This window comes from Chryseobacterium sp. R2A-55 (assembly GCF_021401085.1).
GTDB lineage: Bacteria > Bacteroidota > Bacteroidia > Flavobacteriales > Weeksellaceae > Kaistella.
The window spans coordinates 102914-118317 of record NZ_JACBFP010000002.1; the positions used below are offsets into that span (position 1 = coordinate 102914).

The following is a 15404-nucleotide window of genomic DNA, read 5'->3' on the forward strand; positions in this document are numbered from 1 at the left end:
TACTTTGTCAAAGTTGAAATCTTTGACAAAGTTTTAAAAATGTAGAAAAATTGGAAGAAAGAAAGAACATTTTGGATCATATCGAACTTCGCTCCGAAAGCGTGCAAGACATTCTCACGCGACCGCCCCATTGGATGATTAGGTGGGGAAACTCCATTGTTTTTGCCATTCTACTCATGATTTTATTGATGAGCTGGTTCATCAAATATCCCGAGTTTATTCCCGCACCAATTATTGTCACCTCACAAAATCCGCCGGAGAAACTAGAAGCAAGAACCAATTCCAAAATTGAAAAAATATTGATTAAAGATCATCAAGAAGTAAAGAAAGATGATATTTTAATGGTATTACAATCTACGGCAAACTTCAAAGATGTATTGAAATTAAAGAAAATCATCGATTCCATCTCTCCGAAAATGATTTTTACTTTTCCACTCAATGAGGCTTCTAAATTCAAATTAGGTGAATTGCAGGGAGACTACAACAATTTTGCAAAGGCTTTTCAAGATGAAAAATTATTTACTAGGCTTCAACCATACGCTCCTGAAAATTTAGCGACAAGTCAAAGCTTAACAGAATATAATTCCAGAATCGCAACATTAAAACAACAACTTCACTTGGAGAATGCAAAATATGACTTAAGCAAAAAGAATTTTCAACGTTCACAAACGCTTTTTGAACAAGGCGTAATTTCTAAAATGGAGGTTGAAAATGAAAAAATTAAATTTCTTCAAGCGGAACAAAATCTAAAGAATATTAATATTTCCCTATCGCAACTGCAGGAAGGAATTTCTAATCTTCGTAAAACAAAAAGCGGTGTAGCAATTAATACAGAAAAAGATAAGATAAGTTATTCTTCACAGACTCTGCAACTTTTTGAACAGCTGCGTAAATCCTTAAAACAATGGGAGCAAAATTACCTCTTAACCTCTTCAACCAATGGAACAGTAAGTTTCACGCAATTTTGGGGTGAAAACCAATTTGTAAAAAGTGGAGAAATCATTCTTTCCGTTTTACCACAAAATAAAGAAGCAATTGTAGGAAGAATGTTGGTGCCTGCAACAAATTCCGGAAAAATTGTGACTGGACAAAAAGTATTGATCAAACTGGACAACTACCGCTATCAAGAATATGGTATCGTACAAGGAAAGGTTCAAAACATTTCGTTAACTCCGGATGAGAAAGGGAATTATTATGTGGACATCATTTTGTCGAATGGTTTAAAGACATCATATAATAAAACGCTTCCATTCGATAAAGAATTGAAAGGAAATGCAGAAATCGTCACGCAAGATTTAAGATTGATCGAAAGATTCTTCTACCAGACAAGAAAGCTATTGGGTTATCAAACCTAAAATCGTTTTGAAAGTTCGGAAAACGAAAGTTTTAGTTTAGATAAAATTCCCTTCGATTGAGCGGAATTTTTATTTAAAGTCAACTGGAAAATCTAATCAAAAAGCATTATATTTGCTAACGATGGCAACAAAGGCTCTTTTCAATACGGTGGTCAATTGGTTTATCCGGCAAAGGATCGACCAGATTCAGAACTTTATGAAACACCCGATTGAAACGCAAAACGGCGTGCTTTTTTCCCAACTCTATTTCGCCGAAAACACCGATTATGGAAAGATTTATGGATTCAGCTCCATTTCCAATTATGACGATTTTGTGCGAAATGTGCCTATCGTAACTTACGAAGATTTTGAACCATTCATCGAAAAAGCAAGACAGGGAAATCCCGACATTTTTTGGCCGGGAAATATCAGAAAGTTCGCAAAATCGTCGGGAACCACCAACGCAAAAAGCAAGTTCATTCCGATTTCTGATGAATGTTTGGAAGATTGCCATTTTAAGGCGGGAAAAGATTTGCTTTCGATTTATGCGAATAACCATCCGGAAAATAATTTATTTTCCAACAAGAACCTGAGACTTGGCGGAAGTTCAGAACTGTATGAAAACTTCAACACGAAATTTGGCGACTTGTCTGCCATCATGATTGAAAATCTGCCTTTTTGGGTAGAAATTACGACGACTCCAAGCAAGAAAGTTTCCTTAATGTCTGAATGGGAAAGCAAACTGAAAGCCATTATTTCTGAAGTAAAAAACGAAGACGTGGGAAGTTTGACCGGCGTTCCGAGTTGGATGATGGTTTTACTTCAACGAACTTTGGCTGAAACCGGTTACGCTACGATTTCGGAATTATGGCCTAATTTAGAAGTCTTTTTCCACGGCGGGATCAGTTTCAAACCCTATCGTGAACAGTACCGGAAAATTATCGGTAAAGACATCAATTATTACGAAATCTACAATGCTTCAGAAGGATTTTTTGGCATCCAGGACGTTTCCGGAAGTGATGAAATGCTCTTAATGCTCGATTACGGGATCTTCTATGAGTTTATCCCGATGGACCAATTTGAACTCAACAATCTGCATGCGATTCCTCTGGAAGAAGTGGAAGTGGGTAAAAACTACGCAATGGTGATTACCACAAACAGCGGACTTTGGCGATACCTGATCGGTGACACCGTTCGGTTTACCTCTGTTCATCCGTACCGAATCCGAATTTCTGGCCGCACCAAACATTATATCAATGCTTTCGGCGAAGAACTGATGATCGACAATGTGGAAACCGCTTTGACGAAAGCCTGTGAAGCCACTGATTCCGCAATTACCGATTTCACGGGAGCTCCCGTTTTTATGCAAAATGGCGAAAGTGGAGCCCATGAATGGATTTTTGAATTCAGTAAAAATCCCGCGGATCTGGAATATTTCACCCAGGTTTTCGATCATCACCTGAAATCGCTCAATTCCGATTACGAAGCGAAAAGATATAACAACATGACTTTAAAAAAACCGGTAGTTCACGTTGCAAAACCTCAGCTGTTCTACCAGTGGATGTCTGAACGTGGGAAACTTGGCGGTCAAAATAAAGTTCCCAGATTGAGCAATGACCGGGAATATATCGAGCCGCTGCTAAAAATGAATCAATAAAAAATCCGCTGAAAGATCAACGGAATCAAATCTATTTCTTCTTCAGGTCTTCCTTGACCTTTTCAGCGCTTTTTTCCACTTTTTCTGCCCCTTTTGCGGCGGCATCTTTCACGTCTTCGCCGGCTTTCTTCAGTTTTTCACCGGTTTTTTTAGTCGCTTCGTCGATTTTTTTTCCCGCTTCGTTCAGTTTTTCTTTTGCCTGGTCCACAGTGGCGTTGATTTTCGCGGTATCCACCATTGTGGTCTTTTCTGTTTCAATAGTTGTGGTGGTTACACTGCCATCAGGATTTTCCGTGGTCTGGATTTTAGTTTCGGATTTTTTGCAGGCGATCACGCTGAGAGCAATCAGTCCTGCTGTTAAAAAGAAAGTTTTCATAACATTGTATTTGGTGTTTCTCAATTTAAGGGTTTGTTGTGTTTTCCGGCACGCCTGCTTCAGCTTTTTGCTTTTCCTTCTTTAATCTGGCCTCTTCATCAGCTTTTTTTCTTTCTTCGTTCAATTTTTTATCTGCCTTATCTTGCTCTTCCTTCAATTTATTTGCCAGTTTTTCCTCCTCTAATTTTCTTTTATTCTCCTTTAGTGAATCCTGATATTTTTGAGATGACATTCTGATCCGTTTCGCCACATCCACGGAAACCGCACCCGCCGAAAAGGAATCTTTTGCTATAGTATCATAAGGCGGCACCGCACTTTCCTGATTAACGATCACAGCATGCTCAGAATGGTTTTTCCCGCATGAAAAAAACAATAAAAACAGGGTAAAAAATAGTAGGTTCTTCATTTTTAATCAATTTTAAATTCAGCGATGACAGGGAAATGGTCCGAAATCTTCACCGAACGGTCCACTTTGTAACTTATGGGCTTGATTTCCCTGGAACAAAAAACATAGTCAATCCGGATAGGAAATTTGTAATCATGAAAACTGGTCGAGCTACCGTTCCCAACTTCCATAAAGACATCTTTCAAACCCTTTCCCAAATGATAATATTCATAGGAATTGGGTACCGCATTGAAATCACCTGCCAAAATAACTGGATATGGCGATTCATTCAAAAACTTCTTAATGATAGCAACTTGCCCTTGATGAACTAAGAAAATATTTTCAAATGTATTCAAATGCTGACCGAAAGTGGAAATCGTAACATTCGACTTAAACATCTTTTTATTGAATCGGAATGGCTCTAGGTACACATTGACCAACCGGATTTTCCGGTCACTAATCTTAATATCCGCATAAAATGAACTGCCTTGAAGCGGATTATCCAAAATTGATCCAGCTTCTAAAATCTCAAACTTGGAATGTAATTCTACGATGAAACATTTATAACGGTATTTCAAATCTTTCAAGTTCAGGATTTCATGTTTATAAAACCTGGATTCCTGAAAGAAAACCACATCCGGATTTACACTGTTCAAGTAGCTTTGAATTGCTTTTTCACCCATAATCCCGGAATGTCCATTTAAGGTAACTATTTTAAGGTTAGCCGCATCTTTCGATTTCCCACTAAAATTCACCCACCTTCTTGCAGGGTGAATGAGGAAAAAAGTAAAAAGAATAAATATTAAAGCTGTTTTCTTTTGAACTAAAATCCAAAAAATAATCATCAAAACATGCATTATTATCAGAACTGGAAAAGCCAGAGAAAGCAGATTCAGCAAGGGAAAACTCGAGGGTTTTACATAATCATTGAGCAGTGTTCCCAACAAAAAAATGACAATGAAGAAATGGACGACCAATAATATGCGCTGAAATTTCTCCATCAAAAATGAAATTTAATTAATCCTGTATTGATTGTCCTTCCACAGTTTAGCCAAAATAAATCCCACAATTGCACCCCCGATATGCGCGAAATGCGCAATTCCGCCCATCGTTCCGCTATATCCTAAATACAGCGAAATGATGATGATTGCCGGCAAAAGGTATTTTGATTTCACCCCGAAAGGAATGAACATGAAGTACAATTTTGCATCCGGAAACATAGTGGAAAATGCGGCAACAATCCCGAAAATCGCTCCGGAAGCACCCATCATCGGTATGGAATAAATGTCCTGCAAATTGACACCCTGTGAAATCTCGAAAAAATTCCAGCCACAGTTTAAGAAATATGCTCCAATTCCACTGAGAAAATAAAGAATTACATATTTCTTTTCGCCCAAAACCTGCTCCAAAACCGGTCCGAAACTCGCCAGAGTAATCATATTGAATAGGATGTGAGTCAAGCCGATTCCATGGCCAATTGGTGCGTGCATAAACATGTGTGTGATGATTTGCCAAACCCGGAAAAATGGTGATCCAATATAATATGCGGAAAAAATATCATAAAGTTGTGGCCAAAGGAAATTGGAAACCAGGTAAAATACTACATTTAAGATGATGATATTTTTGGTAATCGGTGTCAGTCTAGGAAACATAATGTTCTAAAATTTATTTTTTAATTCTTCTAATGGAATTTCGATAAAACATCTTTTTCCATTGGGTAAATATTCCGGGAAACCCAGCTCTGTGAAGTCTTTGATGACTTGTTCGGCATCCATTTTATATAGAAAATCGAAACGGGATTTACTTTGGACTTTATTCCATTGGTTCCGATAAAAGTTCATGAACTCGTCTTCAGTTTTGTATTCCAAAATTTCAAAAAGGTTTTCCATGAATTTCATGACCTGTGTTTCTTTCAAACCTTCGGGAACCGCATCAATCCTCAAAACGTTGTCATTGGCAATCACCATTTCAAAACCCAACTCGGGCAAATATTTTTTGATGGAGCGAAACTTATTCTTTTCGATCTCATTCATATGGTATTCCAGCGAAAAAAGCAGTGTGTGCCGTTCATTGCTGATTTTTTTCTTTGCATTTCTTTCGCTCACGATCAGTCGGTGCATTCTTCCCAAATCCAGCATCAGCGTTTTTCCGCTTCTGTTGAAAAGCCAGTATCCATTGGGAAGCCGCATCAGATCTTCGTCAAAATCCTCGTCTTCGAACAAATTAATTTTTGAGGGTTCTGCTGAAATATTCTGCTGATAGATTTCGGTCATAGCGATCTTTTCGCCTGCGGAAACTTCTTCCTTAAACGGATTATAATTCCGATCCACCGAAATTTCCGGCGCCTTGAAGCTTCCGGCATTGGGTTTTTGCTGCATGAAGACATCAATACTGGAATCCCGGTCAAAATCCAAACTCGGCGCAACATTGTAAATCCCAAGGGATTTCTTTATTGTGGAACGGATCAGTGCATAAATCAGATTTTCGTCCTCAAATTTCACTTCCGTCTTTTGTGGGTGAATATTAACATCCACTTTTTCCGGATCGAGTTCCAGAAAAAGGAAAAAAGTCGGAATATATCCGGGCAAAAGCAAACCCTCAAATGCGTCCTGAACCGCTTTGTTGAAATAGGCACTTCTAAAAAACCTGCCATTGATAAAGAAAAACTGCTCACCGCGGACTTTTTTGGCTCCTTCAGGTTTGGCTACAAATCCATTGAGCTTCACCCAACCTAAATCTTCTTTGATAGGAACTAAAAGTGGCTGCAGCTTTCGCCCGAAAATCTCAATAATCCGCTGCAACAGACTGGATTTCCTTAATCGAAAGATAATGTCGTCATTATGGAAAAGTTCAAAATCCAAATTTTCGTGTGCCAATGCAACTCTTTGGAACTCATCAATAATGTGGCGGAGTTCTATATTGTTGTTTTTAAGGAATTTCCTTCTCGCCGGAACATTGTAGAATAAATTCTTCACCGAAAAGTTTGATCCTTCCGCTGTTTGAATGGGTTCCTGAAACTGAAAACCACCACCTTCGATGTAGATATTGGTTCCGGTTTTGGCGTCCTTGGTTTTGGTCTTCAACTCCACTTGTGCCACCGCAGCGATGGAAGCCAATGCTTCGCCGCGGAAACCTTTGGTCGAAATATGGAAGATGTCTTCCGTGGTGCTGATTTTCGAGGTGGCATGTCTTTCGAAAGCCATTCTCGCATCGGTTTCGCTCATTCCGATTCCATTGTCCACAACCTGGATTAGATTTCGGCCCGCTTCACGCACGATGAGTTCAATTTTTGTGGCACCCGCATCTACCGCATTTTCCATCAGTTCCTTCACGATGGACGCAGGTCTCTGAACCACTTCACCGGCGGCGATTTGGTTGGCTACATGATCCGGTAAAAGTTTGATGATATCTGACATTTCTTAAACGCACAAAAATAATCATTTTAAAACGAAAAAACTTCCCGAATTTCTCAGGAAGTTTTCAACATTTTGCACTATTTCTTCAGACTTTTTAAACCCATTTCGTATAGTGCGAAACTCAGCAAATCCGCATTTTCACCAATGACCTGATCGGTACTTCTTCCAGCGCCATGACCCGCATTGGTTTCGATTCTTACCAAAACAGGATTGTTGCAACTTTGTTTCTCCTGCAATTCCGCACCGAACTTAAATGAGTGTGCCGGAACCACCCGATCGTCGTGATCACTCGTGATAATCATGGTGGAAGGATAGCAAACTCCTTTTCGAACATTGTGAACCGGGGAATAAGATTTCAAGTATTCGAACATTTCTTTGGAATCTTCGGCAGTTCCGTAATCATAACTCCAACCTGCTCCCGCCGTGAATTTGTTGTAACGGAGCATATCTAAAACTCCCACTCCCGGAAATGCGACTTTCGCCAAATCTGGACGCATCGTCATGGTTGCACCCACCAAAAGTCCGCCGTTTGATCTTCCGGAAAGTGCCATGTAATCTTTGGAAGTATATCCTTTGTTCTGTAAATATTCGCCTGCAGCGATGAAATCATTGAATACGTTTTTCTTCTGCATTTTTGTTCCTGCATCGTGCCATTTTTTTCCGTATTCACCACCGCCCCGAATGTTCGGAACGGCATAGATTCCGCCGTTTTCCATCCAAATAGCGTTTACCACAGAAAAGGCTGGCTGCAAACTGATATTGAATCCGCCATAGGAATAAAGAATCGTGGGGTTTTTCCCGTCGAGTTGTGTTCCTTTTTTATAGTTGATCATCATCGGGATTTTTGTTCCGTCTTTCGAGGTAAAGAAAACCTGCTCCGAAACAAAATCATCCGGGTTGAATTTTACTTTCGGTTTTTGGTAAACTTCAGATTTTCCGGTATCTGCATTAAATCTATAAATGGTTCCCGGCGTAATATAATTCGTAAACGAAAAATACAGATCTTTCTCTTTTTCTTTGCCCCCAAATCCGTTTGCCGTTCCAATTCCGGGCAACTGGATTTCGCGGATCAGTTTTCCATCATAATCAAATTGTTTCACGGAAGTCACAGCGTCTTTCATGTACTTCGCAAAAATGTAACCACCTCCGGTTGAAACACTTAACACGTTTTCGGTTTCCGGAATTACGTCGGTCCAAATGCCTGGATTGTTGATGTTGAATTTCACCAAACGCATGTTTGGAGCGTTTTTATCGGTCAAAGCATAGATAAAATCGCCTTTTGAATCCACAAAATCAGTATTGAAATCATATCCATTTTGAACCGGAATAAAATCCGACTTATTCATTAAATCTTTGATGTACAGCTCATTCCCATTGGTCGCTTCTGATGCGCTCAAGATTTCAAAACGTTCGTCGTCTGAAACACCGATGCTCATATATCGCCTCTTGAAATTTTCTCCTCCAATAATCAACTGATCTTGCGACTGCTTGGTTCCCAATTTATGAAAATACACTTTGTGGGTATCTGTTTTCGCTGAGAGTTCGCTTCCTTTCGGCTTATCATAACTGGAATAGAAAAAGCCTTCGTCACCCAACCAAGATGCTCCTGAAAATTTCACATCCACTATTGTTTCATCGATCTTTTCTTTGGTTAAAGCATTGATAATGATTATTTTATTCCAGTCACTTCCACCTTCAGAAATAGAATAAGCTACTAAAGTTCCTTTTTTGTTAAATGAAACTCCGGCTAAAGAAGTGGTTCCTTTTTCAGAGAATTTATTAGGATCGAGGAAAACCTCCGTTTTTCCGTTTTTGTCGGTTCTGTATAAAACGGATTGTGCCTGAAGTCCGTCATTCTTATAAAAATAGGTAAAATCTCCTTCTTTAAAAGGTGCGCCTATTTTTTCATAATTCCAGATATCTTTCAGCTGTGAACGAATTTCTTCACGGAAGGGAATTTTAGACAGATAATCATTGGTAAAAGTCACTTCCCTTTTTACCCAGTCTTTGGTGTCTTCGGCGCGGTCGTCTTCGAGCCAGCGATAAGGATCTTCTACTTTGGTGCCGAAATATTCGTCAGTGTGGGAAACTTTCTTGGTTTCCGGATAATGAAAATTGTTGGTCATTTTTTGAGTTCCGCAAGACGCCAAAAAAACCACGCCTGCAGAAAGAATCATTGCATTAAATCTCATTTTTAACTTTTTTCAAAAATAGAGATTTTAATTGATTTTTGCCCACTCGCACAAACATTAACAAACTTTAAAACTTTCCCGAATACTTTGGGAACAAAAATTGCTTAAATTTATCAGCAAAATTTTAAATATGAGAAAAGAAACCGGAATATTGTTGGCTGGAAGCTTAGGAGTTATCTTGGGATTGGGATTTTTTGGAATCAGAAAATTTCTGCAAAAAAAGCATAAAGATTATGAGGATTACTACGCAGATTTCCACCGGCATTTCGATAAGAAGCAGCGTGAAGAAGGTAATCACGGGGTGGAATACTTAGCAATGCAGTAAAACAGTTTTAAAAATAAAGACCGTCCTGATTTCCTTGATCTCAGGATTTTTTTTGAAAATCGGTTAAAAAAAAACTCCATTTTTTACCCACAGAATTCATTTCCGGGTAATTTCTACTGAGTTCCACTTTGCGGCTTCGGACTTTTTATTACATTTACTCAAATTTTTCTCAATGGTTTTAAGCAGAATTTGGAGTGCGTTCATTATTGTCGCCATTATTGTTGCAAGTATCAAGTATCTATTTTCTCCCAATTACAAAGCGATTTATAACGATTTAGTCGTTGGAAAAAGCGGTGACACCGTGCAAATTGCCACCAAAAATTTCAACGAGCTGAATCCGGAAATTAAAAATTCCCTTTTACTAAAACCCAATTTTGAGGAAAACAGGATTCATTATAAAACCGATTCCGCAAAATCTGTGGTAAAAATCTACCGGATTCAGGAAACCGACGGAGTCATTGGAACTTCCGAAACCGCCGTGAAAATCTGTCTGGGTTTGATCGGGATCATGACGCTTTTCATGGGTTTTATGGGAATTGCCGAAAAAGCAGGCGGAATCAATTTGCTTTCGCGGTTTATCCAGCCATTTTTCTCAAAACTCTTTCCTGAAATTCCGAAAAACCACCCTTCTTTTGGACACATGCTGTTGAATTTTTCTGCCAATCTTTTGGGATTGGATAATGCCGCAACTCCTTTTGGATTAAAGGCGATGGAAAGTCTGCAAACCTTGAATCCAGACAAAGACCGGGCGAGTAATTCCCAAATCATGTTCCTCTGTCTTCATGCGGGAGGTTTGACCTTAATTCCGGTTTCCATCATCGCAATCCGTGCTTCGATGGGTTCTCACACGCCGACCGACATTTTCCTGCCATGTATGATGGCTACTTTTGCAGCCACGATGGCGGCAATGATTATCGTTTCGCTTTACCAGAAAATCAATCTTTTTCAGCCGGTTGTTTTGGCATATGTGGGGGGAATTTCTGCGATTATAGCTTTACTCGTGGTTTACCTCGTGAATTTAAGCAAGGAAGGATTAGATGATTTCAGTAAATTGCTGAGCAACGGAATTATCCTCCTGATATTTTTCGCTATTATCTCAGGAGCAATCTACAAAAAAATAAACGTCTTCGATGCCTTTATCGATGGTGCAAAAGAAGGTTTCTGGACCTGCGTGAAAATCATTCCCTATTTGGTCGGAATGCTTATTGCGATTTCATTGCTCAGAACTTCCGGTGTTTTTCAGGTGATCATTGACGGGATGAAATGGTTTGCTTCTGTTGTGGGTTTTGACACGAGATTTGTCGATGGATTACCTACTGCTTTAATCAAACCGCTTTCCGGTTCCGGCGCCAGAGGAATGATGGTGGATACGATGCAGACTTTCGGCGCGGATAGTTTCCAGGGAAGATTGGCGGCAGTTCTACAGGGCAGTTCGGACACTACTTTCTATGTGATTGCTGTTTATTTCGGTGCAGTAGCAGTAAAAAACACGAGATATACGGTTACTGCAATGCTGCTCGCTGATTTGGTGGGAATTATAACTTCCGTGGTTTTGGCTTATTTGTTTTTTGCTTAAATTTTGATGCGTGTTACGAGGTGCAAGATACATGGTGCGGTTATGTTGATATATGAATTTAATTTAAAAAGTTATGAGTTATACTAAGTTGGATATTTATCATATTTCTTTTGAGTTATTTGCTGAAATTCATCATATATCTTTTCGGTTGCCAAAGCACGAACTTTACGAATTGGGGCAGCCAAATCAGATGTTCGGCGGATTCTGTAAATTCCAATATAGTAGAAGGCTATGGCAGAAGAATGTATCAACAAGATTATTTGCGTTTTCTGAGAATTTCACACAGTAACTGCGATGAAACCTCAAACCACATCAAAAAAATTCTGAGAGTTTAACCCGAAATTAAACCTTAAAAATTCCAATATCTACTTGAAAAATATACGCAATTAGGAGCAAAAATCTACAACTACCTTGAATGGGTGAAAAACAACTGGCGAACTTAACATCCAAATAATCTCTAAACCCCGCATCAATTGCAACCTGCAACTTGCACCAAAAAATTATGATCCACGACAAAGACTACATCATCCGCATCGTCAAACAGTTCAGCGAAATGTTGGCAACATTGCTTCTGGGAAAAAACGAAGGAATGCTTCCCGAAGAACAGCAAAGAGTTTTCGAAACCAATATGAACGACACCTTCAAAATGACTTTTGAGGAACTGGCTTCAAAATCTGCTGAGGAAATCACCGGTTTGATCGATGCGAAGGACACCTCGCATCACATTCCGTATTTTGAACTGTTGGGACATCTCTTCTATTTTAAAAACAAGGAAAATCCAAGCCAAGATTTTGCGGAAAAAGCGAAAGTTTTTTACGAAACTTACCTTCAAAGAAGTGGAATTTTCTCAATGCCGGTGATGACGAGGATTGGGGAATTGAAAAATTCACTGTAACAAAATCCGGGTTTTTTCGTCTTATTCATTAAAATTCCTAATGAAGAAGTCGCTACTTTTCGTTTTAAGTTTCTTTTCCGCATTTGCTTTTTCGCAGAAAAAATGGTCATTGCAGGAATGTGTGAATTATGCGGTTGAAAATAATCTCCAAGTTATTCAGAATCAGTTTTCGAAAAAGATTTCAGACAACAATCTGGAGATTTCGAAAAAGCAATATCTTCCGTCGGTTTCCGGAAACATCAATAATAATGTGAATTTCGGGCAAGGTCGGGATGTATTCGGAAACACCAGCCGAAATGACAATTTCACGAACAGTGCGAATGTGGGAGCAGATATTTTGGTTTTTAATCACGGAAGACTTGAAAAAAATATCCGCAAATCCGAATATGATGTTCAGGCGAGTCAGTTTGATGTGGACCGTATAAAAAACGATATCTCATTGCAGATTGCCCAGCAATATTTGTCCGTTCTGCTCAATCGTGAAATTACCAAAATTTCCAACAGCGCACTGGAAAATGCCGACAAACTCTACAAAAGAGCGAAAATCACTACCGAAGTTGGAACCACCGCACAAACCGTTTTGGCAGAAGCGGAAGCAGCTCTGGCGCGAGAAAAGCAAAATGTAAAAACTGCGGAAATCAACACGAATAGAAGTCTTTTTTCATTGGCAATGCTTCTGCAGTTACCGGATTACAAAAATTTCGACATTCAGGATGTTCCTTTAAACTCAGTTTTAGACGCACCATTATATTCCGCGGAAAACATCATCAGTAAAGCGTATGAAAATCAGCCGCAAATTAAGGCCGCGGAATCCAGAATCAAATCTGCCGAAGCTCAAACGGAAATTACAAAAACAGCTTTTTGGCCCACTGTCTCTGCAACTGCGGGAATCGGAACTTCCTATTTCAACTCTTTAGTCACGAACACTGCGGGAATCGACATCAACGGAAATGCAATTAAAGAAAGTGGTTTTTTCAAGCAGTACAAAGACAATTTCGGTCAACAACTGGGTTTGTCAGCAAATATTCCGATTTTCAATAAGGGAATTACCCGGCTGAATGTGGAGCAATCGAAAATCAACGAAGAAATTGCGAAAACCACTTTGCAGCAACAGAAGAAAGAAGTTTTGCAGAATGTACAAAAGGCCCAGTTTGATGCAGAAAGTAATTATGAAGGGTATCTTGCAGCAATGGAAGCAGAACGAAGTTCAAAACTCGCTTTGGAATTTGCCGAAAAAAGTTACGAGGCAGGACGAACTACTATTTACGATCTCAATATTGCCAGAAACAATTACGCAAACGCCCAAGGATCAGTTGCACAGGCAAAATACAACTATCTCTTCAGCATGAAGCTGCTGAATTTCTATGCTGGGATTCCCTTAACTCTTTAAGGGAATTTTGTTTTGTAAGGACACCCGATGATTCGATGAAGTCAATATCCTCAGGTAAATACGGAATGTGAACTTGAAAATTATATCCCTATTTTTGTAATTCGTCCCGATTATCGAGATGGTAACTCATATTTCGCAATTCATACTTCAAATGTCTGTCTCGTCTTTAGAAAAATATCTGCCAGAAAACTCACTGCCATTTCTCAGGAAGTGGTTTGGCGAATATTATATCCACATTAAGATTACGAAAGGGAGAAATTCCAAATTGGGAGACTACCGAAAAATGCCGGACAAATCTCACCAAATAACGATTAATTCCACGCTGCAGCCAGAACTTTTCTTTTTCGTGCTTACTCATGAATTGGCTCATTTGATAGCATTTGAACAGTTTGGAGGAAGAATTTTGCCGCACGGCACGGAATGGAAGCACACGTTCCGGGAGATGCTTTTAGAAAGTATTTCGATTTATTCCGAAGACTTAAAACCCATCATCTTCAAGTTTTCCAGATCGCCGAAAGCCAACTTTATGGCAAGTCCTGATCTGGTGAAATATTTCCACATTGAAAACTTCCAGGATGAAAGTTCCTATGTCGAAGAACTGAAGATCGGCGAACGATTTCTCTACCGGAAACAACCCTACCTCATCCAAGAGAAGCGCAAAATTAACTATCTTTGTAAAAACCTTGCTTCTGGAAAAATCTATATTTTCAAACCATTGGCAAGAGTTGAAAAAATAAGCTAATTATGACATTATCAAATAATTACTGCGTCATCATGGCAGGAGGAATCGGCAGCAGATTTTGGCCGATGAGCACCCAGAAATATCCAAAACAGTTTCAGGACATTTTGGGAATCGGAAGAACGATGATTCAGCAAACCTATGACCGAATCAGCCAAGTGGTTCCAAAAGAAAACATCTTCGTCATTACCAACAGGGAATACGTTTCGCTCACCGCGAGTCAGTTGCCGGAATTAAATCCCGAAAACATTGTGGGTGAACCGATGATGAAGAATACCGCTGCCTGCAATATCTATATGGCGAAAAAAATTGCCGATCTGAATCCGAATGCGAATATGATAGTGCTTCCTGCAGACCATTTAATTTTAAAGGAAAATATATTCCTGAAAAAAGTGGAACTCGCTTTCAGTCTTGCCGAGAAAAATGATTACCTGATTACTTTGGGAATCAAACCGACGCGTCCTGATACCGGTTACGGCTATATTCAGTTTGTGGAAAAAAAGGGAGCAGAATATTATAAAGTAAAGACCTTCACCGAAAAACCGGATCTGGAAATTGCGAAAACCTTTTTGGAAAGTGGAGATTTCTTGTGGAATGCAGGGATTTTTATTTGGAATGTGACCTCCATTCTTGCGGCTTTCGATGTCTATCTGGAAGAAATGTCTCAGCATTTTCAAAGTTGCGAATACAATGCGAAAGGCGAATCTGCCTGCATCGATCTGATTTATCCGAAAGTGAACAAGATTTCGATTGACAACGGAATTCTGGAGAAAGCCCAAAATGTATACGTGATTCCTGCCGATTTGGGTTGGAGCGATTTGGGAACTTGGACTTCTGTTTATGAAAATGCAGAAAAAGATGATGCCAAAAACGCCATCAAATCAAAACATATCATGACCTATAATTCGAAGGGAAATATCATTCGGATTAAAAGTAAGAATAAGGCGGCAATCATTGATGGGTTAAAGAACTACATCATCGTGGACACCGACAAAGCGCTTTTGATTTGCCCGAGAGACAATGACCAGCTGATCAAGGAGTATGTCCAGGATTTGCGGACTTTGAAAAAAGGCGAAAAATTCATGTAAAAATCAAAAATCCATTCAAACGAGAGTGGAT

15 protein-coding genes are annotated in these 15404 nt (G+C 39.3%); 9 read left to right on the forward strand and 6 right to left on the reverse strand.

Translation table 11 applies throughout. The annotated features are described in order from the left end of the window. Positions 1-299: 299 nt before the first annotated feature. On the forward strand, positions 300-1355 hold the full coding sequence (locus tag L0951_RS03260; protein WP_234109434.1) for an HlyD family secretion protein: 1056 nt from the start codon (positions 300-302) through the stop codon (positions 1353-1355). A gap of 121 nt (positions 1356-1476) precedes the next feature. Further along, positions 1477-2991 carry a GH3 auxin-responsive promoter family protein gene (locus tag L0951_RS03265; RefSeq protein ID WP_234109435.1) on the forward strand — a complete coding sequence of 505 codons (1515 nt, stop codon included), beginning with the start codon at positions 1477-1479 and terminating at the stop codon, positions 2989-2991. Positions 2992-3022: 31 nt separating this feature from the next. Here L0951_RS03265 and L0951_RS03270 read toward each other — a convergent pair whose 3' ends face one another. From L0951_RS03270 to L0951_RS03295, 6 genes are all read right to left on the reverse strand, one after another. Next, positions 3023-3367 carry a hypothetical protein gene (locus L0951_RS03270; RefSeq protein ID WP_234109436.1) on the reverse strand — a complete coding sequence of 115 codons (345 nt, stop codon included), beginning with the start codon at positions 3365-3367 and terminating at the stop codon, positions 3023-3025. A 25-nt stretch (positions 3368-3392) separates the two neighbouring features. Then, the gene (locus L0951_RS03275) at positions 3393-3773 is read right to left on the reverse strand and encodes a hypothetical protein (protein ID WP_234109437.1); all 381 of its coding nucleotides are present in this window, start codon (positions 3771-3773) and stop codon (positions 3393-3395) included. A 2-nt stretch (positions 3774-3775) separates the two neighbouring features. After that, positions 3776-4753, reverse strand: a complete 978-nt coding sequence (locus L0951_RS03280) for an endonuclease/exonuclease/phosphatase family protein (protein WP_234109438.1) — start codon at positions 4751-4753, stop codon at positions 3776-3778. Positions 4754-4765: 12 nt separating this feature from the next. Continuing rightward, complete coding sequence (locus L0951_RS03285) at positions 4766-5404, reverse strand: rhomboid family intramembrane serine protease (RefSeq protein ID WP_234109439.1); 639 nt, start codon at positions 5402-5404, stop codon at positions 4766-4768. A gap of 6 nt (positions 5405-5410) precedes the next feature. Next, on the reverse strand, positions 5411-7168 hold the full coding sequence (mutL, locus tag L0951_RS03290; RefSeq protein WP_234109440.1) for a DNA mismatch repair endonuclease MutL: 1758 nt from the start codon (positions 7166-7168) through the stop codon (positions 5411-5413). A gap of 77 nt (positions 7169-7245) precedes the next feature. Beyond that, on the reverse strand, positions 7246-9360 hold the full coding sequence (locus L0951_RS03295) for a prolyl oligopeptidase family serine peptidase (protein ID WP_234109441.1): 2115 nt from the start codon (positions 9358-9360) through the stop codon (positions 7246-7248). 130 nt (positions 9361-9490) lie between these two features. On the opposite strand from L0951_RS03295, the gene L0951_RS03300 reads away from it, so the two are divergent. From L0951_RS03300 to L0951_RS03330, 7 genes are all read left to right on the forward strand, one after another. Further along, positions 9491-9685 carry a hypothetical protein gene (locus L0951_RS03300; RefSeq protein WP_234109442.1) on the forward strand — a complete coding sequence of 65 codons (195 nt, stop codon included), beginning with the start codon at positions 9491-9493 and terminating at the stop codon, positions 9683-9685. Between the two features lie 172 nt (positions 9686-9857). Beyond that, positions 9858-11261 (forward strand): nucleoside recognition domain-containing protein, encoded by a 1404-nt coding sequence (locus L0951_RS03305; protein ID WP_234109443.1) that lies wholly within the window; start codon positions 9858-9860, stop codon positions 11259-11261. A gap of 119 nt (positions 11262-11380) precedes the next feature. Then, positions 11381-11596: a four helix bundle protein gene (locus tag L0951_RS03310; RefSeq protein ID WP_234109444.1), complete on the forward strand. Its 216-nt coding sequence runs from the start codon at positions 11381-11383 to the stop codon at positions 11594-11596. Between the two features lie 167 nt (positions 11597-11763). Beyond that, complete coding sequence (locus L0951_RS03315; RefSeq protein WP_234109445.1) at positions 11764-12156, forward strand: hypothetical protein; 393 nt, start codon at positions 11764-11766, stop codon at positions 12154-12156. A 40-nt stretch (positions 12157-12196) separates the two neighbouring features. Beyond that, entirely contained in the window at positions 12197-13546 is a 1350-nt protein-coding gene (locus L0951_RS03320) for a TolC family protein (RefSeq protein ID WP_234109446.1), read from the forward strand. A 151-nt stretch (positions 13547-13697) separates the two neighbouring features. Further along, positions 13698-14288, forward strand: coding sequence for a SprT-like domain-containing protein (locus tag L0951_RS03325; protein WP_234109447.1), 591 nt, complete (start codon positions 13698-13700; stop codon positions 14286-14288). A 2-nt stretch (positions 14289-14290) separates the two neighbouring features. Beyond that, positions 14291-15373: a mannose-1-phosphate guanylyltransferase gene (locus L0951_RS03330; RefSeq protein ID WP_234109448.1), complete on the forward strand. Its 1083-nt coding sequence runs from the start codon at positions 14291-14293 to the stop codon at positions 15371-15373. The last annotated feature ends 31 nt before the right edge of the window (positions 15374-15404 follow it).

Bases quoted from the DNA above. Each gene is read 5' to 3' on its own strand.
- L0951_RS03275 (WP_234109437.1), bottom strand. From the start codon at position 3,773: ATGAAGAACCTACTATTTTTTACCCTGTTTTTATTGTTTTTTTCATGC.
- L0951_RS03325 (WP_234109447.1), top strand. From the start codon at position 13,698: ATGTCTGTCTCGTCTTTAGAAAAATATCTGCCAGAAAACTCACTGCCA.
- L0951_RS03300 (WP_234109442.1), top strand. From the start codon at position 9,491: ATGAGAAAAGAAACCGGAATATTGTTGGCTGGAAGCTTAGGAGTTATC.
- L0951_RS03320 (WP_234109446.1), top strand. From the start codon at position 12,197: ATGAAGAAGTCGCTACTTTTCGTTTTAAGTTTCTTTTCCGCATTTGCT.
- L0951_RS03330 (WP_234109448.1), top strand. From the start codon at position 14,291: ATGACATTATCAAATAATTACTGCGTCATCATGGCAGGAGGAATCGGC.
- L0951_RS03285 (WP_234109439.1), bottom strand. From the start codon at position 5,404: ATGTTTCCTAGACTGACACCGATTACCAAAAATATCATCATCTTAAAT.
- L0951_RS03265 (WP_234109435.1), top strand. From the start codon at position 1,477: ATGGCAACAAAGGCTCTTTTCAATACGGTGGTCAATTGGTTTATCCGG.
- mutL (WP_234109440.1), bottom strand. From the start codon at position 7,168: ATGTCAGATATCATCAAACTTTTACCGGATCATGTAGCCAACCAAATC.
- L0951_RS03280 (WP_234109438.1), bottom strand. From the start codon at position 4,753: ATGGAGAAATTTCAGCGCATATTATTGGTCGTCCATTTCTTCATTGTC.
- L0951_RS03270 (WP_234109436.1), bottom strand. From the start codon at position 3,367: ATGAAAACTTTCTTTTTAACAGCAGGACTGATTGCTCTCAGCGTGATC.
- L0951_RS03295 (WP_234109441.1), bottom strand. From the start codon at position 9,360: ATGAGATTTAATGCAATGATTCTTTCTGCAGGCGTGGTTTTTTTGGCG.
- L0951_RS03315 (WP_234109445.1), top strand. From the start codon at position 11,764: ATGATCCACGACAAAGACTACATCATCCGCATCGTCAAACAGTTCAGC.
- L0951_RS03305 (WP_234109443.1), top strand. From the start codon at position 9,858: ATGGTTTTAAGCAGAATTTGGAGTGCGTTCATTATTGTCGCCATTATT.